The sequence below is a fragment of the Streptomyces sp. NPDC050147 genome, from assembly GCF_040660195.1.
GTDB lineage: Bacteria > Actinomycetota > Actinomycetes > Streptomycetales > Streptomycetaceae > Streptomyces.
Window position 1 is genome coordinate 152,259 of record NZ_JBFALJ010000009.1, and the last position, 24,452, is coordinate 176,710.

Below are 24,452 nucleotides of genomic sequence, written 5' to 3' on the forward strand. Positions count from 1 at the left end.
CGGCGCATGCCGTGAGGCGAGTGACGTGAGGTATGCGCCGCGGACGCGGAACGCAGGACGCCGAAACGCAGGACGCAGACGCAAGTGCGGGGAGCAGGGTGGAGGCGGTGACCGATGACCGTATGGGATGACCTGGTGGGCCAGGAGCGGGTGAGTGAGCAGCTCGGTGCCGCCGCCCGGGACGCCGACACACTGGTCACGGCCGTGTCCACGGGTGCCCCGCGGCCCGAGGCGTCGAAGATGACGCACGCCTGGCTGTTCACCGGACCGCCCGGCTCCGGGCGGTCCACCGCCGCTCGCGCCTTCGCCGCCGCGCTCCAGTGCACCAGCCCGGACCGCGCGCTCGGCGGCGCCCCCGGCTGCGGCTTCTGCGACGGTTGTCACACGAGCCTGGTCGGCACGCACGCCGACGTCGAGATGGTGCGTACGGACCTGCTGTCCATCGGCGTCAAGGAGACCCGCGAGCTGGTCAGACGGGCTCAGTTGTCGCCCGCCGTCGGCCGCTGGCAGGTCATCGTCCTGGAGGACGCCGACCGCCTCACCGAGGGCGCGGGCAACGTCCTGCTGAAGGCCGTGGAAGAGCCCGCGCCCCGTACCGTATGGCTGCTCTGCGCGCCCTCACTGGAGGACGTGCTGCCCACCATCCGCTCCCGCTGCCGCCATCTGACGCTGCGTACGCCTCCGGTGGACGCCGTCGCCGACGTACTCATCCGGCGGGACGGCATCGAGCCGGACGTCGCCGCTGCCGCCGCGCGCGCCACCCAGGGGCACATCGGCCGCGCCCGACGCCTCGCGACCGACCCGCGGGCGCGCGAGCGCCGCGCCGCCGTGCTCAAGCTGCCCATGCGGGTGGAGGACATCGGCGGCTGCCTGAAGGCCGCGCAGGAGCTGATCGACACGGCCGGCGACGACGCGAAGCAGGTCGCTGAGGATGTCGACGTCAAGGAGACCGACGACCTCAGGGCGGCGCTCGGCGCGGAGAAGGGCGGCCGGATGCCGCGCGGCACGGCGGGCGTCATGAAGGAGCTCGAGGACCGGCAGAAGCGCCGCAAGACGCGCACCCAGCGGGACAGCCTGGACCTGGCCCTCATCGAACTGACCGGTGTCTACCGCGACGTGCTGGCCCTGCAGCTCGGCTCGCGCGTGGCATTGGCCAACACGGAGGTGCTCGACATGCTGGAGCGCCTGGCGCGCGGCACGTCACCCGAGTCCACGCTGCGCCGCATCGAGGCGATCGGCGCCTGCCGCACGGCACTGGAGCGCAATGTGGCGCCGCTGCTGGCGGTGGAGGCGATGACGGTGGCGCTGCGGGCGGGGTAAGGCGGATCCGATCCCGCTGCTGCGGGAACTGCGGCCGTGACGAGTTGACGAAGTCACCCGTACGAGCACAATGTGTAACGCAACCAACGCATAGCGTTAGTCTCGCCTGATGCGCATCAGAGGACTCCGCACCCCCGCGACCGTGTTCTTGGCCGCCGGACTGCTCATTTCCGGCTGCTCGGCCAGTAGCTCGACGGCGGACGCGTCCATGGCCGCGCTGCCCCGCGCCACTCCGCAGGAGCTGGCTCCGTACTACGGCCAGAAGCTGAGCTGGCGCGAGTGCGGCGTCCCCGGCTTCGAGTGCTCCACGATGAGGGCACCGCTGGACTACGCGAAGCCGGACGGCAAGGGGATCAAGCTCGCCGTCTCCCGGAAGAAGGCCACGGGACCCGGCAAGCGCCTGGGCTCGCTCCTGGTCAACCCGGGCGGCCCCGGCGGCTCGGCGATCGGCTACCTCCAGTCGTACGCGGCTCTCGGCTACCCCGAAGAGGTCCGCGCCCGGTACGACATGGCCGCGGTCGATCCGCGCGGCGTGGCCCGCAGCGAGCCCGTCACCTGCCTCGACGGCAAGCAGATGGACGCGTACACGCAGACGGACGTCACCCCGGACGACCAGCGCGAGGCGGACGAACTGTCGGCTTCCTTCAAGAAGTTCGCGAGGGGCTGCGAGAAGCACTCCGGTGAGGTGCTGCCGCATGTCTCCACGGTCGAGGCGGCCCGCGACATGGACATCCTGCGCGCGGTGCTCGGCGACGAGAAGCTGAGTTACGTGGGCGCTTCGTACGGCACGTTCCTGGGGGCGACGTACGCCGGGCTCTACCCCGACCGCGTCGGCCGCCTGGTCCTGGACGGCGCGATGGACCCGTCCCTGCCGGCGCGCCGCATGAACCGTGATCAGACGGCGGGCTTCGAGACGGCGTTCCAGTCGTTCGCGAAGGACTGTGCGAGCCGGTCGGACTGCCCCTTGGGGGCGGGGAACGAGGCGGAAGCGGGCAAGCGCCTGAAGTCGTTCTTCGACGAACTGGACCGCGCGCCGATCCCCGCGGGCGGCTCCGACGGCCGCGAGCTCGGCGAGGCGCTCGCCACGACGGGCGTGATCGCGGCGATGTACGACGAGGGGGCATGGCCCCAGCTGCGCACGGCGCTGGCCGCGGCGATGAAGGACAAGGACGGCGCGCCCCTCCTCTCCCTCTCCGACAGCTACTACGAGCGTGAGGCCGACGGGACGTACGCGAACCTCATGTTCGCCAACGCCGCCGTGAACTGCCTGGACCTGCCCCCGGCCTTCAAGTCCGCCGCCGACGTGAAGAAGTCGCTCCCGGACTTCGAGAAGGCCTCCCCGGTCTTCGGCGAGGGCCTGGCCTGGGCCTCGCTGAACTGCGCGTACTGGCCGGTGAAGGCGACGGGTGGGCCGCACCGCATCAAGGCGGAAGGCGCGGCTCCGATCGTCGTGGTCGGCACCACGCGCGACCCCGCGACCCCCTACCGCTGGGCCAAGGCCCTGGCCGGCCAACTCTCCTCCGGGAAGCTGCTCACGTACGAGGGCGACGGCCACACGGCGTACGGCCGCGGCAGCAAGTGCGTGGACTCGGCGATCAACGCGTACTTGCTGGACGGCAAGGCTCCGGACGACGGTAAGCGCTGCTCGCAGGGGTGAAGCGGGCGCTGGGGCTCCGTCCGCCGGGTGTCCGCCGGGTGTCCGCCGGGCGTGTGCGGAGCACCCCCGGAAACTGTGTAGACTTGGCGTCGCTGCTGATCGCACCATAGGTGCGGGACGCGTGCGCCGCCTTAGCTCAGATGGCCAGAGCAACGCACTCGTAATGCGTAGGTCTCGGGTTCGAATCCCGAAGGCGGCTCTGTAGAAGCCCCAGGACTCACTCGCCGTGACCTGGGGCTTTTGCTTTTGCTCCTGTGGGTGCCGGTGCGCCTGCGGGTGCGGTGTTGGTGGGGTGGCGCGGTGGTGAGGGGGGCGCGTCTCTGTTGGGCGGCCGTGTCGGTCCGTGCGCTCCCCCCCCCGGGCGCACGGACGACACCGGCCCGGGCTGCGTCCCGGACGCGTGACCGGGCCTGAGGCCGGGCACAGGGATCAGTTTGGACCAACGGGTCGCCTCATTGGAAGATTTTTCTAGAAGAACGTTCTGCTTCTGAGTGTGTGTCGTGGTGGTGGCGGTGGGTGCGGTACCGGCGGCGGCCACTGCTTTAGTGGAGTGATTTTCTAGAAAAGAGCTCTAGAAGTGGGGTGACTGGCCTTGGGGTGTGGGTGCTCTAGGCTGGGTGCACCATGAGCCCCAAGCAGCAGCGCGGCGAAGAGACCGCCGACCGACTCCTGGACGCCGCGCTCCGGGTGTATGCCGACTCCGGAGAGCAGGGCGTGACCGTCGGTGCGCTCACCAAGGCCAGCGGTGTCAGTCTTGGGAGTCTCTACCATCACTTCGGCAGCGTCGACGGGCTCATGAGTGCTCTGCTGCAGCGTTGGCTCGGTCGTCTCCTCACCGAGCTGGCCGTTTCCGTGGAGCGTTCCCGTACGGCCCGGACCGGTATCCGCGCCCTCGTGCGGGCCTACCTGAAGTTCATCCAGGAGAACCCGGACGGCGCCCGGCTCCTGCACTCCTCGTACGCCGACCGGCTCGGCATGGCTCAGGCCCGGCAGCTCCGTGACGCGCAGGAGGCCAGGTTGTCGCCGCTGACCGTCTGGATGCAGCAGCACGTCGACTCGGGTGAGGTCGCCCCGCTGCCCATGTCCTTGGTCGAGGGGCTGGTCCTGGGGCCCGTCGTCGCGACCGCGCGCCGGTGGCTGGCTGGTTTCGACGACGTCGACCTCGATGAGGCCGCGCGGCTCCTGCCGGAGAGGATTTGGCGTTCTATCGTTCCCTGAGGGGGCGTCAAGGGGTTCGGCCGGAGTGGTCAGTGGCGTAGTGCCCTGCTGATTTCTGCCTTGGAGGTGCCGGAGAGGGAGCGGTTGCTGCGGGCCGTGCCTGACTTGGACTTGCCGGCGTCCACGTCCGTGATGTTGAGGACCGCCGTGTCCAGGAGGTTGCCGTCGCCGTCGCGGAAGTTGACGGAGATGGTGTAGTCCGCCTTCTTGTCCTTGGGGTTGGTGGCCGTGATCTTGGCCGTTGCCCGGTCACCCTCCGTCTTGGTGGGACCGTCGACCTTTACGTCGCCCTTCGCGTCCGCTCCGTCCTTCACCTCGGCCATCTTGGAGGCGGCGGCTTCCGTGGCGGACGAGACGGCTTCGCCCGCTTTGGCCGTGGCGGAGGCGGCCCTGTCCTTGGCCTTGTCCACGTCGCTCTCCGAGCATGCGGTGGTGGAGAGGGCGAGGAGGGCGGTGGTGGCTGCGGCGATGGCGATGCGGGTGGCATGGGTGGCATGGGTGCGGTTCATGCGGACAACCTTCGGGGTGGCGCCGGGTGCGCGCTAGGTGGGGCGGGCCGTATGGGGTGCGGGGTCCCTGCGGGGCTTGGGCGGTGGGGTGCGGGTTGCTGCGCTGCGGACGGGGCCGTCGGGTGCGGGTGTGTGTGGGCTGGGGCGGCTTCCGTTCGTCTGTGGGCGGGGCCGCGCCGGTATGTCCGTCCTCGCTATCGTCCGGTGGCCGTTGGGGTGCTTCGGCACCGGAGTGTTGCGAGCCGTGCTCCGGGCGGACAAACCGGCACGTCCCCTCGCGTCTCGATGCCGGGTGCGGCTCGGGTGCGGCGCGGATGTGGCCCGGGTGCGGCCCGGACGCGGCGCGCGGAGGCCTGGCCTCCGGGGCGCAGCCCACTGTTGACACCGCGGGGCGATCGGGCGCGTGGGCGGGAAAGCTCGTTCGGGCAGGGAACGTTGCGGGGGCCGGGAGAGGTTTCTTCGAGGAGGGCGGTGCGCTCAGCTGTCGCCGCCCTCGTCGATGAGGCGGCGTACCTCCCGGTCGATCAAGCCCAGTCTTGCCTCGGCGACAAGCGGTACCGCACGCCGATGCCGCCGCGCCTCGTGGACGTCGATGTCTACGGTCACCAGGCTCGGCTCCCACTGCGGCGCCTGCGCGACGACCGTGCCCCGCGGGTCCACCACGCGCGAACCGCCCCAGAACGACGCCCCGTTCTCGTTCCCGACCCGGTTCACGAACACCACCCAGCACTGGAGCATGCGGGCGGTGCACGACAGCAGCGTGTCCCAGTACAGACCCGTGTCCATCGCCTCGGGATCCAGACTCGCCGCACTGTTCGTGGGCACGATGATGACCTCGGCGCCGTCCTGCACGGCCAGCCACGGAAGCACCGGCTGCCACGCGTCGTTGCAGACCAGCGTCGCGGCCCTCCCTTGCCCGCCCGGCAGATCGTACGCACGCAGGTGCTGCCCGGGGCTGACGTGCTTGCGCTCCTCCCAGGCCAAGTAGTTCGGCAGGTACAACTTGCGGTGGGAGTGGAGGAGTTGGCCGTCCGTGTAATACGCGGACGTGTTGTACGCGCGCAGGCTCGTGTGCTCGTGCAGGCCGACGACGACATCGGGCCCCGCGGTGGACAGTTCCCGGAGGCGGAGGTCCGTCGCCTCCAAAGACGTGTCCCGCTTCAGGCCGCCCAAGTGGTACCCGTGCAGACTCAGCTCGGGGAAGACGACGAGGTCGGCACCCTGCGCCGCCGCCCGGTCGACCTGTTCACGGGCCTGCGCGAGGTTCTCCTCCACCTCGCCGAGGACACAGTCGGTCTGCGCAAGGGCCACTCTCATGGCTTCGAGCCTCGCAGCGCCGGGCGCCCCCCGCATGTCGGGTCGCCCGGACGTGGCCCGGCCCGCGGCCCGCGATCCCAGGGCGACCCGCATCCCGTAGAGAGACTCCGCGGCCTTCCGCCGTGTTGTCAGTGCCTCCTGACACACTCGACCGCATGACCGAAAGGTGGGCCCTCGCCGCCACCGAGGCCGGCGGCGCCACGCTCGCCCCCCTCGGTGAGGACGGCCTGCCCTCGGGCCCCGTCCGGCACGAGCCGGACCTCGCAGAGGCCGTGCGCGACAGACCCGACGTGAGCCGCTGGGTCTGGCGGTCCACCGCCGAGATCTATCCCGCGCTGCTCGCGGCAGGCGTCCGGGTGAACAGGTGTTACGACATCGAGGACGCCGAGCTCCTCCTCCTCGGTCACGAGGGACGCCTCGGCGAGCCCCGCTCGGCCGCGGCCGCCTGGGCACGGCTGCACAACGCCCCGGTGCCTGCCGACCCTCCCCCCAGAGCGGCGTCCCCCGGCGCCCAGGACTCCCTCTTCGAGCCCTCCCCCGTCACCACCCCGCTCCCTTTCGACGCCCTCTTGGAGGTGTATGCCGCGCAGCAGCGAAGACATGAGGCCGCCGAGCACCCCGGCAGGATGCGGCTGCTCACGGCGGCCGAGTCGGCGGGCATGCTGGTGGCCGCGGAGATGAACGTGGCGGGGCTGCCGTGGCGCGCCGACGTCCACCACGCCTTGCTCACCGAGCTCCTGGGCGAGCGGTATGCGGGCGGCGGCAGGAACGCGGGCGCGGCCGAACCGCGCCGCCTCGCCGAGCTCGCCGACGAGATCTCGGCGGCGTTCGGCCGCCGCGTCCGCCCCGACCTGCCGAACGACGTCATCAAGGCCTTCGCGCAGGCCGGGATCAGGATCAAGTCCACCCGCCGCTGGGAGCTGGAGGAGATCGACCACCCGGCGGTGCGGCCCCTCGTCGAGTACAAGAAGCTGTATCGGATCTGGACGGCACACGGCTGGAGCTGGCTCCAGGACTGGGTGCGGGACGGCCGCTTCCGGCCCGAGTACACCCCGGGCGGCACCGTCAGCGGTCGCTGGACCACGAACGGCGGCGGCGCGCTGCAGATCCCCAAGATCATCCGTCGCGCGGTCGTCGCCGACCCCGGTTGGCGGCTCGTCGTCGCCGACGCCGACCAGATGGAGCCGCGGGTCCTCGCCGCGATCTCCCGCGACCGGGGCCTGATGGAGGTGGCCGGGAGTCACGAGGACCTCTACACGCGCCTCTCGGACCGCGCGTTCTCCGGCGACCGCGACCACGCCAAGATCGCGCTCCTGGGTGCTGTGTACGGACAGACGTCGGGCGACGGCCTGAAGAACCTGGCGGCACTGCGCCGCAGATTCCCCGCCGCCGTCGCGTACGTCGACGATGCGGCGAAGGCGGGCGAGGAGGGCAGACTCGTACGGACCTGGCTGGGGCGCACGAGCCCGCCGGCGGTCGGTGCGGGCGACTTCGACGAGGCGGGCATCCCGCAGGAGGCCCCCGCCGAAGGGCCGGGCCAGGACGGCGAGTTCACCCCGGGGTACGCCTCGAGCAACACCCGCGCCCGCGGTCGCTTCACCCGTAACTTCGTCGTCCAGGGCAGTGCGGCCGACTGGGCCCTGCTGATGCTGGCCGCGCTGCGTCAGTCCATCGCCATGGCCGGCCTCCGCGCCGAGCTGGTCTTCTTCCAGCACGACGAGGTCATCGTGCACTGCCCGCAGGAGGAGGCCGAGAAGGTCACCGCGGCGATCCGCGCGGCCGGGGACCTGGCGGGGCGCGTCGCGTTCGGCGAGACACCGGTGCGTTTCCCGTTCACCGTCGCCGTGGTGGAGTGCTACGCGGACGCGAAGTAGCTCTCAGAGAGCAAGTGGGAGGGGGAAGGGGAGGGGAGGGGAGGTTCAATCCGCCTTCGGCCTCGCCAGCAAAGTCTTCAGCTCGCCGACCACCTCGCTGCTGTCCGTGCCGTCGAGCGATGCGAGCGCCGACTCCCATTGCGCGTGCGCCTCTTCGGCGCGCCCCTCCGCGTACAGCAGCAGCCCCCGCTGATGACGGGCGAGACCCGCCATGTGGGCGTCGGACCGCTGCTCCGCGCGCTCCAGGAGGTCGGCGCACTCGCGCCCCGCGTCCTGCGTGCGGGACATCTCGCGCAGGGCGCGGACCATGCCGAGGCGCACCTTGGACTCGTTGTGCCAGTCCTCGGCCTCACCGTGGATGCGCAGGCTCTCCTCGAAGTGGCCGAGCGCCACGTCCGGTTCGTCGAGCACGAGATACGCCTTGCCCATGTCGCAGTGGAGTTCCTGGCGCAGACCCACGTGCCCGAGGGTCTCGCCGATCGACAGGCTCCGCTCGTAGTAGGAGATCGCGGCGCGCGCGTCGGTGTGCTCGTAGACGTTGCCGAGGGTGCTGAGGGCGAACGCCTCGCTCAGCGGGTCGTCCATGTCCTTGGCGAGCTCCAGGCTGTGGCGCAGTGCCTCGGCGGACTCCTCATAGCGGCCGAGGGCTTCGAGGAGGAGGCCGCGGTTGATGACGCCTCGGTGGACGCACGACATGCGGCCGAGCGCCCGCCACAAGTCGAGGGCCTCGTCGATCAGGTCGAGCGCCGTGCCGCTGCGGCCCGACACATAGCTGAGACCAGCGAGGTCGGTGAGGGCCTGGGCCTCGGCCGCGGTGTCCTGCCGGTGGCGGGCCGCGGCCACCGAAAGGCGGTTCAGGAGGTCCGCCTCGGCGAGCCTGCCGCGGCGTTTGAGGTACGAGAAGAAGCAGCGGACCAGCACGGGCAGCAGGGCGGACTCGCGGCCATGGCGGTCGGCGAGTGCGATGACATTGGCGAGCTCGGTGTCGCCCCAGGCGAAGGCGTCATCGGTCGACATCGGCGGTACTGCCGGTACCGGACGGCCGTCGGCGGTGTGCCGGGGCAGCAGCTCGTCGGGAAGCTCCCCGAGACGGTCGTCGCGGTCGAGTCCCTCCGGCATGATCGCGAGGAGGGTCTGCCGCGCCGACTCCGCGTACCACCGCAGCGCCCACTCCACGACGTCCGCCGTCCCCGCCCCGTCCTCGTGGGCCGCCTCCCGTGCGAAGTCGCGTACGAGATCGTGCGGGGCATAGCGGCCGTAGGCCGTCTCGTCGAGGAGCGCGACGTCGACGAGCCTGTCAAGCGCGGCCCCCGCACGCCATTCCTCCACGCCCAACAGGCGTGCCACGAGCGGGACTCCGTACGCCGGGAGGTCGAGCGCGCCGATCGCGGCGAGGGCGGCGGCCGCGTCCCGGTCGGACTCGCGCTCCGACGTACGCAGCGCGTCCAGGGCCACGGCCAGCGAGCGCCGCACGCTCAGGTCGTCGTGCTCCAGGTGGCGCAGGCGTCCGCCGCTGACGGTGAGGAGTTCGGCGAGTGCGTCGGGGGTGAGCGCACGGCGGGCGGCGAGACGGGCCGCGATGATCCGCAGGGCCAGTGGCAGCCGGCCCGCGAGTTCGACCAAGGGGTGCCCCTCGTCGAGCCCCGCACGCCCCGAGACGGCGCGCAGCAGGGCGGCGCTGTCCCCCTCGGAGAGCGGATCCAGCGGGAAACGTCCCGCCCCGTCGAGCGCGGTGAGCGGCGAACGGCTGGTGACGATGACCGCGCAGCCGGGCCCCGCGGGCAGCAGAGGCCGCACCTGCGCGGCGGTCGAAGCGTCGTCGAGGACCACCAGCGTGCGGGTGGGCGCGAGCAGCGAACGGAGCAAGGCCGCGGCCGCGTCCGGGTGTTCGGGGCTACGGCTGGACTCGACCCCGAGGTCCCGGAGCAGGGCGGCGAGGGCCTGGTCCGGCGTGAGGGGTGTCATGCCGGGGGTGGCGCCGCGCAGGTTGATGTAGAGCTGCCCGTCGGGAAAATGCTCGCGCAGGCGGTGCGCCACGTGCAGGGCGAGGGCACTCTTGCCCACGCCTGCCATGCCGGAGAGGACGGCTACGGGTGGGGCGGGGGTGGGGCCTTGCTGAAGGGTGTCGCCGGTGCCTCGGCCGTGGTCACCGTTACGGCCATGGTCATCGACACCGGCGTGGTCACCGCCACCGTCCCCCTGCCCAGCGAGAAGCCGAGCCAGGGAGCGTACGACTTCTTCGCGTCCCGTGAAGTGGGGCGGGGCCGACGGGAGCTGTGCGGGGCGTGCGGGTGCGGAGGGGCGTGTAAACGGAGGTACGGGAGCGGGGACAGGGGCGGCGTCGACTGCGGGGGAGGCGTCGGTGGGGGCGGCATCGACTGTGGGGGAGGCATCGGTGAGGGAAACATCGGTAGGGGAAACGCCGACCAGCCCCGTCAACGCCGAACCCGCAGGCTCCTGCAGTACTTCGCGGTGCGCTTCCCGTATCGAGGCGCCCGGCTCCACGCCCAGTTCCTCCACCAGCCTGCGCCGCAGCTCGCGGTGGACCGCGAGCGCTTCCGCCTGGCGGTCCGAGCGGTGCAGCACCAGCATCAGCTGCCGGTGGAAGGCCTCCCGCAGGGGATGCTCGGCGACCAGTGCCGCAAGCTCCGGCACGAGCCCTCCGCCGCCCGCCCCGGAAGCGAGCTCCGCGTCGTAACGCAGTTCGAGGGCGAGGAGCCGCGCCTCCTCAAGGCGCGGTATGAGCGCGTGACCCGCCGCGTCCGCGGGCAACCCGCCCAGCGGGGTGCCGCGCCACAGGGCGAGCGCGCCGGACGCGGCGCTCGCGCAACCGTCCCAGTCACGTTCCGCGTGCGCGGTCCTGGCCCGGGCGACCAGCTGCTCGAAGACCCGTATGTCCAGCTCCCCGTCGGCCACCCGCAGCCGGTATCCCGGAGGCACCGCCCGCAGCCGGTCCGGGTCGTCGAGGAGACGGCGCAGCCGGGTCACATGGTTCTGCAGCGAGGCATGCGCGGACGCGGGCGGGGCGCCGCCCCACAGTGCGTCCTTGAGGGCGTCGACGGAGACCACCCGGCCCGGTTCGAGCAGCAGCGCGGCCAGCAGGGCGCGGCCCTTGGCGCTCTGTACGGGCTGTGGCTCGCCATCGGCGTCGTACACGGCAGGCGCGCCCAGGAGCCCGAACCGCAAACCGTCGCACCGCACGTCCACGCCATCTCCCGCCAACCGTTGGCCACATGTTAGCGATCGGTTGGCGGGCCCTGATGTGATCACTACATCGGGCCCGGCCCCGCCGGTACTCGCGCTCAACGCGTAACTCGGGGGAGTGTCACCGTTGCGGCCGGGCCCGATCAGTTGCTGCGACGCACCCCTAACTCACCGCTAAGACAGCTGAGTTGATGCGCGTGCGGAACGAGGGCGGCCCCGCGCGTGGCGCCGTACCCATGTGGGAAGCACCGATGCACGCCCCGCAGCCACAGGCTCCGGCCGCCGGTTTCCGGCACCAGTTGCTCACGGTTCGCCCACCATTCGCTCACGTCAGCGAACCCCGCGATGCCGCACCGACACCGTATCCCTCGGTAACGCCTCCCCGATAACACCCCTCGGTGGGGACCCTCGCCGTCCCTCGTCGCACCCGCGCCCCTCATTCCGAGGGCACCCGCACCGTGAACACCGCACCCTCCCCCGGCGTACTCCGCGCCGTCACCGTCCCGCCGTGCCCCTCCACCAGCTGCCGGACGATCGCCAGGCCGAGCCCGCTGCCGCCGGTCGACCGTGTACGCGACTTGTCGGCGCGCCAGAAGCGGTCGAAGACATGCGCCAGGTCGTCGGGGGCGATGCCGGTACCGGTGTCGGCGACCTCCACCACCACCGCGTCGGGCGTGGCCCGGCAGCTGATCGTGACGCTGCCGCCGTCCGGGGTGTGCCGGATCGCGTTGGAGACCAGGTTGCCGATGGCCTGCCGCAGCCGGAGCGGATCGGCGGTGAAGCAGGGATCGCCGAGCGTCGTCGCGCTCAGCCGTACGCCCGCCGCCTCGGCACCCGCCTGGTGCGCCGCCGCGACCTGGTCCACGACGTCGGACGCGTGCACGGGCTCGCGGTGCAGCCGGAGGGTACCGGCGTCGGCGGCGGCGAGATCCTGCAGGTCGTTGACGATGTGCTGGAGCAGCACGGCCTCTTCGAGGAGCGAGGACACCAGTTCCGGATCGGTGGCGACCACGCCGTCCTCGGCCGCCTCCAGCCAGCCCCGGATGTTGGACAACGGCGTACGCAGCTCGTGCGCGACGTCGCTGACCATGGCCTGGCGCTGGTCCTCCAAGGCCTTGCGGTGCGCGGCCATGTCATTGAAGGCGTCGGCCAGTTGACGGATCTCCCCCGCCGATCCCGCCGAGCGCGCGTTGACGGGCTCGGCCGCCTCGCCCGTCTTCATCCGCTGTGTCGCGGTGGTCAGCGCCCGCAGCGGGCGGGTCAGCCGGCTCGCGGCAAAGGCCGTCACGGCGACGGTCACCGCGAGGATGCCCGCGGAGAGGCCCGCGAGCCGGGTGGTGTTGGCCCCGGAGAGGCTGAATCCCGAGGTCTCGCCCGCGCGGGCCGCCGCCGTGCGCGAACCGTCGGAGGTGGTGACGAAGAGGAGCGCGGGCGCCGAGACGTACGGCCCGAGCTGCTCGCGCCGGGCGCTGCCGACGCAGGCGGCGGTCTTGGTGTCGAACTCACCGCCGACGCGGGCGACGCCGGCCATCGGCTCGGTGGGGTGCGGCGATTTTGCGGGGGTGCTCGTAGGCGCCTCCTCGGGAGGGCCGCCGCCCGGCTCGGCGGAGACACTTGGCTCGGCCCGGTCCGCCGACTCCGGGGCTTTTCCGGTGGCCGGGGGCTTTTCGGCGGGCGCAGGTGTTTTGGTGGGCGGATCCGTTTTGGTGGGCGGATCCGTTTTGGTGGGCGGATCCGTTTCGGTGGGGACGAAGCGCCCGGATCGACGGTCCACCACTCCCACCGACTGCCACCACGTGAGGTCGAGCCCGATCTTGACGGGCGGGGCGTCCCCGCGCCGAAGGCACGCGTTGGTGAGCTCGTTGAGCCGTTCGAGCGCCTTGCTCTCCGTACGGGTGGGCATGTCGAGCCGGTAATCGCGACAGGCGGAGTCGAGGATCTGGGACGGATCGTTGGGGGCCTCGACACGGGGACGCCCGCTGGGTCCCGGCACGGCGTGGGCGGAGACCCCGAAGTCGTGCATGCAGCTCACGACGCTCGCGGCCACCTCCGTCAGCTGTTTCCGCTCCCGCGCCGGCAACAGGAAGGGCCCGACCGCGCGCGGATCGATACGGTCCTGGCCGCCGGCCGCGGCGTTCGCGTCACCCGCGCCGGCGGTGAGCGCCCCGTCGACGGCGAGCGGATCGACGACGGCCGAGGCCTTGGCAGGCAGCTCGGCGCCGCCCCCGCCGGCCTTCCCGTCCTTGCCCCTCACGCCGTCCTTGCCGTCCGCGCTTCGCGAGTCGGCGATGACGGCACGGTCCTGGGTGGTCAGGGTGATACGCCGACCTGTCTGCCGGGCAAGCTCCCGCACGGCCTTCTCGGCGCCCCGCCACCCCGGCGCACCGGCCGCGAGACCGAGCAACTCGTCGTAGACGCGCGCGTCATCGGCGAGCACCTGCCCCTGTTCCTGCCGGATGGCGCCGGAGGTGGTCTGCGCGGCGAGCCAGGCGGTGGCGGCGATCGACACGATGGAGACGAGCACGGAAACAGCGAGCAGCCGAGGCAACAGGCTCTTGCGGAACGGTATGTCACGCGCCACGACGCGCCGCCGCCCCGAGGGGGGCTCCGGAGGGCGCCGTGCCGAAGGACGCACCCGTGAGCTTGTACCCGACGCCGAAGACCGTCACCAGATGGCGCGGCCTGCGCGGGTCGACCTCGATCTTCTTGCGCAGATTCAGTACGTGTACGTCGACGGTGCGCACCGATATGTACCCGGACGACCCATGAATACGATCGAGCAGCTGGGGCCGTGTGAACGCCCGTTCAGGCTCCGCCGCCAGCGCCGCGAGCAGCTCGAACTCCCCCGGGGTGCACTCGACGAGCCGCCCGTCGACGGTCACCTCGTGCCGCACCGGATCGACGGTGAGCCCACCCACGCGCAGCACACGCGGCGCGGCTTCGCCGCCCTCGACGACGGGATGGTGCGTGCCCTGGGAGCGCCGCAGCAGCGTACGGACGCGGGCCATCAGCTCGCGCGGGCTGTACGGCTTCGTCAGATAGTCGTCGGCGCCGAGATCGAGGCCGAGCAGCAGATCGTCCTCGGTGGAACGGGCGGTGAGCATCAGAATCGGAATCCCGCCGACCGCGCCAACCCCGTTCCAACTACCGCCCCGCAGGACGCGGGTGACTCCGAGCCCATCGACGCGCGGCATCATGACGTCGAGCACGAGCAGATCAGGCGGCCTGCGCCGCACTTCGTCGATCGCGGCGCGCCCGTCGTGGACGACGGCGACCGTGTGGCCCTCGCGCTCCAGATAGCGGCGGACCAGCTCGGCCTGTTTCTCGTCATCCTCCGCGACCAGGACAAAAGCGCACATGGTGTGGAGCATATGCGGGGCGGTACGGGCCTGACCGGAATCGGACAGCGGCCTGACAGGATCCTCATAACTCCCGCCAGGCCGCCTACGCCTCGTGAGGCACGACCACGACCTGGAACTGGTCCTCGTAGACAACCCGCCCAGGATCGGAGGACCGCACCACCCGGCACTCGATCCCGTGCGCCTGAAGAATCTCCAGATATCCGGGTACGCGCTCGATGAGATGGGTGGCGGTGGCCTTGAACCAGGCGACGGCGTGAGGTGTCACGTCGTGGTCGTACACGGTGGGGTCGACCTTCGACGGGGTCGGGTACGCGGCGTCGTACCAGTCGTTGTTGGCCCGCCGGAACCGCTCCTGCTCCGGCGACAACTTCCCTTCTCGGGCAAGCCCATTGACGAGAACGAACACCCCGGGGTAGTGCCCCCGCGGATGGCGCACGGGTGACTCGAAGCGAACGTAAGCGGCAGCACTGTCATCACTCATCGCGGCATCCTTGCACCCCTGACGCGGCGGCGACACGGGCCTCCCTCACTCCCGCCACTCCGCAGGCACCTCTAAACGAACAAACAAACCTTTCCCACCCACCCACCCGATCTCCCGGCATCCACCCCTGACCGAACAGACCTTTCCCTCCCACCCACCCGATTGCCCGGCATCCACCCCTGACCGAACAATCCTTTCCCTCCCACCCACCCGATTGCCCCGCGGTGCCGGGACTTCTTGGCAGGGATAAGAGGACGGGCAGGCCCTCAGACCCGCACCCGGCATCGAGACCCGAGGGGACGTGCCGGTTTGTCCGCCCGGAGCACGGTTCGCGGCGCTCCGGTGCCGAAGCAACCCGGCGACCACCGGACGATAGCGAGGACGGACATACCGGTGCGGCCCCGCCCCACAGACGAACGGAAGCCGCCCCAGCCCACACACACCCACACACCCGCCCCGCCCTAAGCGCCGCCGCAACCCCCGCGCCGCCGCACCCCCAACACCCCCACCCCCACCCCCACAACCACACAAACCCCCACAACCAACCCCACCATCCCCCACGGCACCGACACGCCCGCCGGCGCCGACAGCCGTGCCAGCCCCGCGCTCAACGCGCCCAGGTTGAGCAGCGTCACCGCCAGGCCAAGGACCGCGCCAACGGCCACCGCCAGCAGGGACTCCCCGGCCACGACCAGCCGGACCTGCAACCCTGTCGCCCCCGCCATCCGCAGCGAGCGCAGCTCAGGACCCCGTATCGATGTCGCCATCAGCAGGGTGCCCGCCAGGGAGATCGCCGTGTAGGCCAACGCGATGCCCAGCAGCATCAGCAGCCCGAGCCGCGTCTGCGGCTTCGTCGCCGGGTGCGTGTCGGCCAGCCATTCCTCCGCCGACCGCACCCGGAACCCCGCCTCACCCCCGCCACGCTCCCGCAGAGCACCAGCCACCGCATCCTCCACCGCACCCTCCACCGCACCAGCCACCGCGCCCCGCTCAGCCCCGTCCCGCAGCCCCACGTCGACGCGGTCCACCGCCGCACCGGCCCCCGCGTTCGCCGACGTGACGTACGCCCCGTTGTCCCCGGTCCCGCGAGCGAGCACCGCGACGATCCGCAGCCGCGCAGGTCTGCCGTCCCCGAGCCAGACACCGACCCACTCGCCGACCCGCCGCCGCTCCCACTCCTCGTTGACGACGATCGACCGGTCGTCGAGATCGCGTACGTCCCCGGCCACCACCGGAAGCCGTGAGACCGAGGCGAACGCCGCCGGGTCGCTCACGGCTCGTGCCTCCGACCGGATGAGCGCCGTGCCTTCCTCCCGTACGAACACGGCGGTGGTCGCGGACGACGCGGCCACCGCCACCCCGTCGACCTCGCCCACCAGCTCCGGTTTCTCCAAACCGGCCCCCGTCACGACCAGTTCAGCCGCAGTACGCTGCCGCGCCTCCGCCGCCCGCGCCTCACCCGCGGTCTCCGCCGAGCCGAGCAGCGAGCCCGCGAGAGCCACCGTCACCAGGACCGGCGCGGCGATGGCGGCGGTGCGGCGCACGGATGCCGCGGAGTTCTCGCGGATCAGGAGTCCGATCGCGCCGGGGAGGCGGACGGTGCGCAGGACGGGACGTACGAGAAGCGGAGTGAGCGCGGCGAGCGCGGTGATCAGGATCATCGGCTGGGTCGTGTACGTCTTCCGCTTCATCAGCGCGGACGGATCACTCCACAGCGTCCAGGCCAGCAGCCCGAGCCCCGCCACCAGCAGCGCGCCCCCCACGATGCGCCGGCTCCACGGCATGACTCCGGTATCGACGGACGCGTCCCGCAGCGCCTCGACGGGACCCACGCGCCCCGCCCGCCGGGAGGCGATCCAGGCCCCCGAGAAGGCCACCGTCACCCCGACCCAGAAAGCGAGGTGGTAAGGCCAGACCGCCCCGCCGATCGCGAACCATTCCGGAGCGATCTCCGCGTCCACCAGGGCCTCGGCAAGCACCGGCGCGCCCCAGGCTCCCAGTACGCACCCGGCCCCGGAGGCGGCGACTCCCACCGCGAGCGCCTCCGCGAGCAGCGTCCTGCGTACCTGCCCCGGCGTCGCTCCGGCCATCCGCAGCAGCCCGAACTCCCGCCGCCGCAGGGCGACGACGAAGGCGAAGGTGGACGAGGTGACGAAAACGGACACGAACGCGGACACCCCGCCCGCCGTCCCCAGGAACGAGTTCACCGCCACCAAGGCCTCCGCGTCACTTCCCCCAGCCCTCGACCCCGCTCGACCAGGGGTGACCCCACCCGGCTCCGGATCGGCGAGCCGCCGATCGCCCCCGGTCAGGACGCGCGCCCGAGCCCCGACGACTTCCCGCACCTCATCAACCGGGGCATCCACCCCCACCGCGTCTCTTTTCGCCCCGTCCAGCCGGACCGGTCCGAGGCGTCGAAGCTCGCGCAGGAGTTTGATATCCACAGGGTGTGGATGAGCGAGCGGCTTTGATACGTGAGCGTTGTCCGGGCCGCGTCTCACCGGGACGGTCAGGGTGTTCTGGCCCATGACAACCACCGGTGACCCGGCGAACCGCACCGGCTCCCGCTCCGGCGCACTGAACGTCGAGGCCAGCCCGAGCCCCATCGCGGCGGTGAGAGCCACGCCGAGTGCAACAGCGACGAACGCACCGATAAGGCCGACCCAGCGACTACGAAGAGAAGCGAAAAACATCACAGACCACCCACGATCGCCGATTCCGTACCCGCGACGGTGGACCGCCCAGCGCCCTGCTGCCCCTCCAGCCCCCGCTCAAGCCCCGCCATCCGCCGGGCCACCTCACCCGCTTCCGGCGCGAGCACCTCATCGGCCACCCGCCCGTCCACCAGGAACACCACCCGGTCCGCGTACGACGCCGCCACGGGATCATGCGTCACCATCACGGTCGTCTGCCCTTCCCCGTCCACCAACTCCCGCAACAGCGACAGCACTTCACGGCTGGTCGTCGTGTCCAGGGCGCCGGTGGGCTCGTCGCCGAACAGGACGGCAGGGCGGGTGACGAGGGCTCGCGCCAGTGCCACCCGCTGTTGCTGGCCGCCCGAAAGCTCGCCCGGCCGATGCCGGGCGCGGTCGCCGAGGCCCACTCGGCCCAACGCGTCCGCCACCTGCGTACGCGAGGGCCTGCGGCCCGCGAGCCGTAGCGGCAGGGCGACGTTCTGGGCGGCGGTCAGTGACGGAAGGAGGTTGAAGGACTGGAAGACGAAGCCGATGCGGTCCCTCCGCAACAGGGTCAGCCGCCGCTCGCTCAGCCGGGTCAGCTCCGTGCCGCCCACCTCGACCGACCCGGACGTCGGCCGGTCGAGCCCGGCAGCGCACTGCAGGAGCGTCGACTTGCCGGAGCCGGAAGGGCCCATGATCGCGGTGAAGGTACCGGCGCCCATCGCGAGGTCGACGCCGTCGAGGGCGGTCACGTCACGGTAGAGGCGGCGGACGGCGGTGAGCCGTACGGCAGTTGTGGTCATGACTCAACCCAATCGCGCACGGCCCCGCCGGGCACGACCACTGGGGGGCGTCCTGGGGGTAGGGCCAGCCATACCCTTGACGGAGGGATGAACCGGTGACAGAGGTGACCGACGTGACAGAAGTGATCGACAAGGCGTTCGCGGCAGCGCTGTACGCGGACGGCGACGAGGGCCTCGACACCGGCGCGTCCCTCCTCGCGGCCGCACCGGAGGCCGACGCGGAGCTGTGGCGCAGGGGCGAGGAGCTGGTGCGCCGGGCGTGGGAGCGGGGCTGGCAGCCGGCGGACGTCATACGCATGGTCGGGCGCGCGCGGGACGACATCGCCCACGGCGTCGACCGTACGCAGCAGACCAAGCTGGCCGCCGAGTTGATCATCACGGAGACCAGGCGATACGGCGATACGCTCCCGCCCCGCTGGCGCGCGCAACTGGCCGAGCTCGCCCCCCAGGCCGGGCCCGGCGGGGAGGGCTCGTCCTCGGCCGGTGCCGGGCCGGACGGCTCGTCCCGGGCCGGGTCCAGCCGCGGGCGATCCTCCTCGGGCAGCGCGGGCCGAGACCGATCGTCCTCGGCAGGTTCCCGGTCGAACCGATCGTCCCAGACCGATCCCGGCCCGGAACGCTCATCCCCGTCAGGCCCGAAGCCGGACCGGTTCTCCCAGGTCACCACCACCCTCGCCCTCTACCGCCTCCTCCTGCGCCTCCCGGCGGTCGAGCCCGTCGGTCCCACCCCCGGCACCCCGTTCCACGCGCCCCCGGTCCCCGGCCGCGAGGAGCCTCGCATCCTCACCCGTATCCGTGCCCTCCTGGCCAAGGCCGAGGCCACCGGATTCCCCGAGGAGGCGGAGGCGCTCACCGCCAAGGCGCAGGAGCTGATGGCCAGGCACACCATCGACGAGGCGCTGCTCGCGTCCCGTACCCACGCCAAGAACACTCCGGGCGCCTGCCGCATCGGAGTGGACGCCCCGTACGAGACGGCGAAGGCGATCCTCCTGGACGCGGTGGCCACGGCGAACCGCTGCCGCGCGGTGTGGAACGAGGCGTACGGCTTCTCGACCGTCGTCGGCTTCGAACCCGACCTGGAAGTGGTCGAACTCCTCCACACCTCCCTCCTCGTGCAGGGGACGGCGGCGATGACGAAGGCCGAGGCGGGGCAGCGGGCGGGTGGCCGGAAGCGTACGAAGGCGTTCCGTCAGGCTTTCCTGCTCGCGTACGCGAACCGCCTCGGCGCGCGCCTGGCCGCGGCGGCGGAGGACGTCACCGTGGAGTCCCCGGACGCGAGAGAGTTGCTGCCCGTCCTGGCCGCCAGGGACGTGGCCGTCACGTCTCACGCCGAGCGGATGTTCCCTGAGACGACGACCACCCGGGTACGGGGCGGGACGGATCGCGAGGGCTGGACGCATGGCACGGCGGCGGCGGACGCGGCGCACATGGCCCCGGGCAGGCACCGCCTCCCGTAGGGCCGCGTCCCACTCCCTGGGGCTTCGGGTACCCCCAGCAAACGAACAGCCCCTTCCCCGCCCACCCGCAACACCTGAACGAACAGGCCTTCCCCGCCCACCTGCCCGTTTGCCCCGCAGTGCCCCCTGGACGAACAGGCCTTTCCCGCCCACCTGCCCGTTTGCCCCGCAGTGCCCCCTGGACGAACAGGCCTTCCCGCCCACCCGCCCGATTGCCCCGCAGCGCGACCTGGACGAACAGGCCTTCCCGCCCACCCGCCCGATTGCCCCGCAGCCTTCTGGGGGCCGGCCCCCGCGCGTCGGTAGTCGGCGGCGAGACGTGAGGGGTCGTGTCGGTTTGTCCGCCCGGAGCACGGCTCGCGGCGCTCCGGTGCCGAAGCAACCCCACGGCCACCGGACGATAGCGAGGACGGACACACCGGCGCGGCCCCGCCCCACAGACGAACCAGCCCCGCACCCACACCAGCCCCACCCGGCCCCGCACCCAGCCCAAGCCCCACCCCGCAGCCCAGGCCCCAAATGCCCCGTATCATCACAGAGTGACCTGGCTTCGAGCCCTGAAGGAGACCAGCCGCTCGGGGCTGACCGTCGAGCGGAAGCGGCTTGAGCCCCTGATCGCGCTCCGCGGCGCAGCCGGTCTCGCGGTCGTCATCGGCCTGAGCCTCGCCCTCTTCGGACCGGCCGTGGCCGCCAGCTCGGCATTCGGCGCCTTCCAGGCAGCCATCGCCACCTTCCAACGCAGCTGGCGCCCCCGCCCGGAGCTGGCCCTGGCCTCCGGCACGAGCCTCGCCGTCTCCACCTTCCTCGGCTACCTCACCGGCTCCCACCTCCTCCTCTTCCTCGCCCTGCTCTCCCTCTGGACCTTCCTCTCGGGCCTGAGCTGGGCCGCGGGCCCGACCATCGGCATCATCGCCTCGTCCAACGTCGCGATCATGCTGGTCACGGTCACCCTCCCCGGCTCCGTCGCCGCCGCGGCCGGCCACGCCGCGATGATGGTGGTGGGCGGTGCCGTACAGGCCGCCCTCGTCGTCCTGTTCCCCGTACGCAGATGGGGCGCCCACCGGGACGCCCTCGCCGACGCGCTCGCGGCCGAGGCCGACTACGCCCGCCGCCTCCGCCACGACCCCCACGCCGACTTCGACCCGGAGCCCCTGATGGCGGCCCGCGACGCGGCGACCATCACCCCGCGCCAGGCCCGCACCCGCCCCGCCGAACTCCACGGCGCCCGCGGCGTGGCGGAACGCATCCGCCCGGTGCTCGCCTCGCTTGCCGACCCCGCGGTGGGCGTACCGGGGGAGGGCCCCGAACGCGACCGCGTACGCGAGATCATGGCCGCCTCGGGCGCGATCCTGGACGCCGCGGCCCGGGCGATCCGGCAGGGCGAACCGGTGAAGATCCCGCCCGGGGCCGTGTCCACCCTGCGGACCCCGGACACCGGTGCGATCCTCACGGGTCCGGCGCAGAGAGCGGCGAAACGCCTGGCCGCGCTCCTGCGCGACGTGGTCGAAACCGCGGGCGGCCTCCCCGCCGAAACACCACCACCCACCCAGCCCTCCACCCAGGCCGCAACCCCCGCCCCCACACCCACACCCACACCCACACCCACACCCACCCCCCTCCTACGCCCAACCTTCCCCGCCCTCCTCCCCGCCGCCCTCCGCGCAATGAGGGCCGAACTCCGCCGCCGCCACGAATCCCCCGTAACCCGCCACGCGATCCGCGTCACCGCGGTGGCCGCCGCGGGGTACCTCCTCGGCACCTGGCTTCCCCTCGGCCACGGCTACTGGGCTCCCATGGCCTCCGTGATGGTGATGCGCCCGGACTTCTCGCAGACGTACTCCCGCGCGGTGGCCCGTTTCGGCGGCACGCTCGTGGGCGTCGCCCTGGCCACGGGCGTGGTGCAGTTGGCGCACCCCGGCACCGGCCCCTCCGCGGCGCTCGCCGTGCTCTGCGCCGGGATGATGTACCTCCTGATGCGCACGGGCCAGGTCGCGGCCCAGGCCTGCGTCGCCGCGTACGTCGTGTTCCTGCTCGGCATGGGCGGCGAGCAGTGGACGCAGACGGTGCCGGAACGCGTCGTGCTCACGCTCCTCGGCGGCGTCCTCGCGATGATCGCGTACGCCGTGTATCCGGCCTGGGAGACCCCGCGCCTGCGCAACCGCCTCGCCGACTGGCTGATCGCGGACGGCCGCTACGCCGCGGCCGTCGTCACCCGCTACGCCGACCCCGCGGGCAGCTCGTGCCCGGACGTCCGCGAGGCGCTCCTGGCCGCCCGGGACGCCCGCGTCGCCTGGCAGGAGGCAGGAGCCCGCGCGAAGAACGAGCCCGTACGCCACCGCGGCCTCTCCCGGGCCGCGGCCGCCGACGCCGAGGACGCCCTCGCCCAACTCGGCCGCGTGGCCATGCTGATGGAGGCCCACCTCCCGGACAGCGACGCCACCCCCGTCCCCGCGGCCGAACGCCTCGCGCAGGCTCTGCGCAAGTCGACCGAAGAGGGCGCGAAGGCCGTACGCGAGCGCCGGGTGCCGAAGTGGGAAGCCGTCCGTAAGGCCCTCGACGAGTGGGACGGCGAGGGCGTGCCCGACCGGGTCGTACGTAAGGGAGCGGGCCTCCTCCTGACGACGCTCGAGGAACTGTCGGACGCCCTGGACACGGCACGGCCACCGATGCTGGTGGACGGCTCGGAAACAACCACGCAACCGGACCCCGCCGCTCCGGCGAACCCCACCGCACCAAAAGGCCCCACCCCACCGGCGGCCCCCACCCCACCACCAGACCCCACCGCGCCAAAAGACAGCGGGCCGCAGGGCCCCGATCGAGGTCGAGGTCCCACGGCCCGCTGACCGCGCGGTTCAGGACTGCGGCAGTCCCGCCGTAGGCAGCCCCTCCGGCAGCTTTCCGCCCTTGGTTCTGGTGAACTGATCCTTGCCCGCGCCTTGCCAGGAGACCGTCATCGATGTCCCGTTGACCGACTCGACCGTGCCCTCGGTGCGGTCCGAGTCCCCCTTGGCGCACTTGAGCCGGATCGTCTCGGCACCGGCGGTCCCGCTGCACAGGACGTTCTCGCCGAGCAGCGTCGCCTGCTTCCCGGCGATGACCAGCGCCAGCGGATTCCCGTCGGCGGTGGCGACCCAACTTCCCTCGGAGCTGCCGTCCTCCGCACCGGAGTCGGCACCGGAGTCGGCACCGGAGTCCGCGTCGCCCCCGTCCGGTGTATCGGAGCCATCGGAGCCATCGGACCCGCCGGAACCCTCGGCCCCGGCGGAGGAACCCGCCGAGCCCTTGTCCTTGCCCTCGTCCCCGTCGCCGCCGTCACTGCTGCAACCGGTCAGGACAAGGGCGGCGACAAGACCCGCCGCCGCGGCCCCGATACGTACGTTCCGGACGTGCGTGCGCACTGAAATCCCCCTACATGACGCTCGAAACATGACGCTCGACCAGGTCCCTGAATCGCGCTGGATCACGCTGAATCGCGCGCCAAGCTACCAGGACGACTTGCGCACCCCGGGGAGGAATCCGGCGTGCGCTTGGTCACGCAGCTTCACCCTGGAGAGGCCGAACTTCCCGACGTATCCGCGCGGGCGGCCGTCGACGCTGTCCCGGTTGCGTACGCGCGTCGCGCTCGCGTCCCGCGGCTGCCGAGCCAACTCGGCCTGAGCCGCACGTCGTTCGGCCTCGTCGGCCGCGCCGGTCGCGGGCCTGCGGAGGATCTCCTTCAGCTCGGCCCGCCGCACGGCGTACCGCGCGACGATCTCGCGCCGCTTCTCGTTCTTCGCGATCTTGCTCTTCTTGGCCATCAGACCCTCACCCCACGCGCACGGATCCTGGCGACGGCGGCCTCGATGCCGATGGTGTCGACGGTCTTGATGCCCTTGGCGCTGAGCCGCAGCCGTACGTAGCGGCCCTCGCTCGGCAGCCAGTACCGCTTGCGCTGGACGTTGAGGTCGAACCGGCGTGACGTGCGCCGGTGCGAATGGGAGATCTGGTTGCCGAAGCCCGGCTTGGCGCCGGTCAGCTGGCAGTGGGCGGACATGGTGACGCACCTCTCGGTCGTGGGGAAGGGGCCCCGGGGTCCCGTGGTGGTGTCCCCGCAGGCCCTCATGGAACCGTTTTGAAAACGGGATTCATTTTCATACACTAGCGCCATGGCTCGCAACGAACTCCGCCCCGTCATCAAGCTCCGGTCCACAGCCGGAACCGGCTACACGTACGTGACCCGCAAGAACCGCCGTAACGACCCCGACCGCATGACGCTGCGCAAGTACGACCCGGTCGTCGGGCGCCACGTCGATTTCCGAGAGGAGCGCTGACCCCATGCGCAAGGACATCCACCCGCCGTACGGCCCCGTCGTCTTCCGCGACAAGTCCGCCGGCTTCGCCTTCCTCACCGGTTCCACCGCGACCAGCGACAAGACGGTCGAGTGGGAGGACGGGCGCACCTACCCCGTCATCGACGTCGAGGTCTCCTCGGCGAGCCACCCCTTCTACACGGGTACGGCCAAGGTCCTGGACACCGCGGGCCGCGTGGAGCGCTTCGAGCGCCGTTACGGCGCGCGGTGAACCCGGTGAGCC

At 71.9% G+C, this 24,452-nt stretch carries 18 protein-coding genes, 1 tRNA gene and 1 pseudogene; 9 read left to right on the top strand and 11 right to left on the bottom strand.

Features of this window, described 5'->3' with window-relative positions:
• Window positions 1–114: 114 nt before the first annotated feature.
• The 4 genes from AB0I94_RS16570 (at window position 115) to AB0I94_RS16585 (ending at window position 4,195) form a co-directional block, all read left to right on the top strand.
• Complete coding sequence (locus AB0I94_RS16570) at window positions 115–1,320, top strand: DNA polymerase III subunit delta' (RefSeq protein WP_363310275.1); 1,206 nt, start codon at window positions 115–117, stop codon at window positions 1,318–1,320.
• Between the two features lie 109 nt (window positions 1,321–1,429).
• Window positions 1,430–2,977, top strand: a complete 1,548-nt coding sequence (locus AB0I94_RS16575) for an alpha/beta hydrolase (protein WP_363310276.1) — start codon at window positions 1,430–1,432, stop codon at window positions 2,975–2,977.
• 125 nt (window positions 2,978–3,102) lie between these two features.
• Window positions 3,103–3,176, top strand: a tRNA-Thr gene (locus AB0I94_RS16580).
• A gap of 425 nt (window positions 3,177–3,601) precedes the next feature.
• Window positions 3,602–4,195: a TetR/AcrR family transcriptional regulator gene (locus AB0I94_RS16585; RefSeq protein WP_363310277.1), complete on the top strand. Its 594-nt coding sequence runs from the start codon at window positions 3,602–3,604 to the stop codon at window positions 4,193–4,195.
• A 29-nt stretch (window positions 4,196–4,224) separates the two neighbouring features.
• Here AB0I94_RS16585 and AB0I94_RS16590 read toward each other — a convergent pair whose 3' ends face one another.
• Together AB0I94_RS16590 and AB0I94_RS16595 are read right to left on the bottom strand one after the other, a co-directional pair.
• Window positions 4,225–4,704 carry a hypothetical protein gene (locus AB0I94_RS16590; protein WP_363310278.1) on the bottom strand — a complete coding sequence of 160 codons (480 nt, stop codon included), beginning with the start codon at window positions 4,702–4,704 and terminating at the stop codon, window positions 4,225–4,227.
• 477 nt (window positions 4,705–5,181) lie between these two features.
• On the bottom strand, window positions 5,182–6,021 hold the full coding sequence (locus AB0I94_RS16595) for a nitrilase-related carbon-nitrogen hydrolase (protein WP_363310279.1): 840 nt from the start codon (window positions 6,019–6,021) through the stop codon (window positions 5,182–5,184).
• A gap of 155 nt (window positions 6,022–6,176) precedes the next feature.
• On the opposite strand from AB0I94_RS16595, the gene AB0I94_RS16600 reads away from it, so the two are divergent.
• Complete coding sequence (locus AB0I94_RS16600; protein WP_363310280.1) at window positions 6,177–7,895, top strand: bifunctional 3'-5' exonuclease/DNA polymerase; 1,719 nt, start codon at window positions 6,177–6,179, stop codon at window positions 7,893–7,895.
• A 45-nt stretch (window positions 7,896–7,940) separates the two neighbouring features.
• Here AB0I94_RS16600 and AB0I94_RS16605 read toward each other — a convergent pair whose 3' ends face one another.
• The 6 genes and pseudogenes from AB0I94_RS16605 to AB0I94_RS16630 all read right to left on the bottom strand — a co-directional run bounded on the left by AB0I94_RS16605 (window position 7,941) and on the right by AB0I94_RS16630 (window position 18,423).
• Window positions 7,941–11,102 carry a BTAD domain-containing putative transcriptional regulator gene (locus AB0I94_RS16605; RefSeq protein ID WP_363310281.1) on the bottom strand — a complete coding sequence of 1,054 codons (3,162 nt, stop codon included), beginning with the start codon at window positions 11,100–11,102 and terminating at the stop codon, window positions 7,941–7,943.
• A 436-nt stretch (window positions 11,103–11,538) separates the two neighbouring features.
• Window positions 11,539–13,680 (bottom strand): annotated as a pseudogene (locus AB0I94_RS16610) (ATP-binding protein); the annotation flags it as partial.
• Window positions 13,670–14,458, bottom strand: a complete 789-nt coding sequence (locus AB0I94_RS16615; RefSeq protein ID WP_363310282.1) for a response regulator transcription factor — start codon at window positions 14,456–14,458, stop codon at window positions 13,670–13,672. The gene AB0I94_RS16615 and the pseudogene AB0I94_RS16610, both read right to left, overlap by 11 nt.
• Before the next feature lie 85 nt (window positions 14,459–14,543).
• Window positions 14,544–14,942 (bottom strand): hypothetical protein, encoded by a 399-nt coding sequence (locus tag AB0I94_RS16620; protein ID WP_363310283.1) that lies wholly within the window; start codon window positions 14,940–14,942, stop codon window positions 14,544–14,546.
• Between the two features lie 461 nt (window positions 14,943–15,403).
• Entirely contained in the window at window positions 15,404–17,635 is a 2,232-nt protein-coding gene (locus tag AB0I94_RS16625) for an ABC transporter permease (protein WP_363310284.1), read from the bottom strand.
• The gene (locus AB0I94_RS16630) at window positions 17,635–18,423 is read right to left on the bottom strand and encodes an ABC transporter ATP-binding protein (protein WP_363310285.1); all 789 of its coding nucleotides are present in this window, start codon (window positions 18,421–18,423) and stop codon (window positions 17,635–17,637) included. The genes AB0I94_RS16625 and AB0I94_RS16630 overlap by 1 nt, the downstream gene beginning before the upstream one ends.
• 113 nt (window positions 18,424–18,536) lie before the next feature.
• Between AB0I94_RS16630 and AB0I94_RS16635 the strand changes: the two genes are divergently transcribed.
• Together AB0I94_RS16635 and AB0I94_RS16640 are read left to right on the top strand one after the other, a co-directional pair.
• Window positions 18,537–19,880 carry a DUF2786 domain-containing protein gene (locus AB0I94_RS16635; protein ID WP_363310377.1) on the top strand — a complete coding sequence of 448 codons (1,344 nt, stop codon included), beginning with the start codon at window positions 18,537–18,539 and terminating at the stop codon, window positions 19,878–19,880.
• Window positions 19,881–20,419: 539 nt separating this feature from the next.
• Entirely contained in the window at window positions 20,420–22,723 is a 2,304-nt protein-coding gene (locus AB0I94_RS16640; RefSeq protein ID WP_363310286.1) for an FUSC family protein, read from the top strand.
• 9 nt (window positions 22,724–22,732) lie between these two features.
• On the opposite strand, the gene AB0I94_RS16645 is transcribed toward AB0I94_RS16640, so the two are convergent.
• From AB0I94_RS16645 to rpmB, 3 genes are all read right to left on the bottom strand, one after another.
• Window positions 22,733–23,278, bottom strand: a complete 546-nt coding sequence (locus AB0I94_RS16645) for a hypothetical protein (protein ID WP_363310287.1) — start codon at window positions 23,276–23,278, stop codon at window positions 22,733–22,735.
• Between the two features lie 84 nt (window positions 23,279–23,362).
• Window positions 23,363–23,677, bottom strand: a complete 315-nt coding sequence (gene rpsN / locus AB0I94_RS16650) for a 30S ribosomal protein S14 (protein WP_363310288.1) — start codon at window positions 23,675–23,677, stop codon at window positions 23,363–23,365.
• A complete protein-coding gene (rpmB, locus tag AB0I94_RS16655; RefSeq protein WP_363310289.1) occupies window positions 23,677–23,913 on the bottom strand; it encodes a 50S ribosomal protein L28 in 237 nt (78 codons plus the stop codon). The genes rpsN and rpmB overlap by 1 nt, the downstream gene beginning before the upstream one ends.
• 112 nt (window positions 23,914–24,025) lie before the next feature.
• Here rpmB and rpmG point away from each other — a divergent pair, with 112 nt between their 5' ends.
• Window positions 24,026–24,190, top strand: a complete 165-nt coding sequence (gene rpmG, locus AB0I94_RS16660) for a 50S ribosomal protein L33 (RefSeq protein ID WP_003999141.1) — start codon at window positions 24,026–24,028, stop codon at window positions 24,188–24,190.
• 4 nt (window positions 24,191–24,194) lie between these two features.
• Window positions 24,195–24,440, top strand: coding sequence for a type B 50S ribosomal protein L31 (locus AB0I94_RS16665; protein WP_363310290.1), 246 nt, complete (start codon window positions 24,195–24,197; stop codon window positions 24,438–24,440).
• Window positions 24,441–24,452 lie beyond the last annotated feature (12 nt).

Coding starts and splice junctions, on each gene's coding strand:
- AB0I94_RS16625 (WP_363310284.1), bottom strand. CDS start 17,635: ATGTTTTTCGCTTCTCTTCGTAGTCGCTGGGTCGGCCTTATCGGTGCG.
- AB0I94_RS16600 (WP_363310280.1), top strand. CDS start 6,177: ATGACCGAAAGGTGGGCCCTCGCCGCCACCGAGGCCGGCGGCGCCACG.
- AB0I94_RS16595 (WP_363310279.1), bottom strand. CDS start 6,021: ATGAGAGTGGCCCTTGCGCAGACCGACTGTGTCCTCGGCGAGGTGGAG.
- AB0I94_RS16620 (WP_363310283.1), bottom strand. CDS start 14,942: ATGAGTGATGACAGTGCTGCCGCTTACGTTCGCTTCGAGTCACCCGTG.
- AB0I94_RS16615 (WP_363310282.1), bottom strand. CDS start 14,458: ATGTGCGCTTTTGTCCTGGTCGCGGAGGATGACGAGAAACAGGCCGAG.
- rpmG (WP_003999141.1), top strand. CDS start 24,026: ATGGCTCGCAACGAACTCCGCCCCGTCATCAAGCTCCGGTCCACAGCC.
- rpmB (WP_363310289.1), bottom strand. CDS start 23,913: ATGTCCGCCCACTGCCAGCTGACCGGCGCCAAGCCGGGCTTCGGCAAC.
- rpsN (WP_363310288.1), bottom strand. CDS start 23,677: ATGGCCAAGAAGAGCAAGATCGCGAAGAACGAGAAGCGGCGCGAGATC.
- AB0I94_RS16630 (WP_363310285.1), bottom strand. CDS start 18,423: ATGACCACAACTGCCGTACGGCTCACCGCCGTCCGCCGCCTCTACCGT.
- AB0I94_RS16575 (WP_363310276.1), top strand. CDS start 1,430: ATGCGCATCAGAGGACTCCGCACCCCCGCGACCGTGTTCTTGGCCGCC.
- AB0I94_RS16665 (WP_363310290.1), top strand. CDS start 24,195: ATGCGCAAGGACATCCACCCGCCGTACGGCCCCGTCGTCTTCCGCGAC.
- AB0I94_RS16585 (WP_363310277.1), top strand. CDS start 3,602: ATGAGCCCCAAGCAGCAGCGCGGCGAAGAGACCGCCGACCGACTCCTG.
- AB0I94_RS16590 (WP_363310278.1), bottom strand. CDS start 4,704: ATGAACCGCACCCATGCCACCCATGCCACCCGCATCGCCATCGCCGCA.
- AB0I94_RS16570 (WP_363310275.1), top strand. CDS start 115: ATGACCGTATGGGATGACCTGGTGGGCCAGGAGCGGGTGAGTGAGCAG.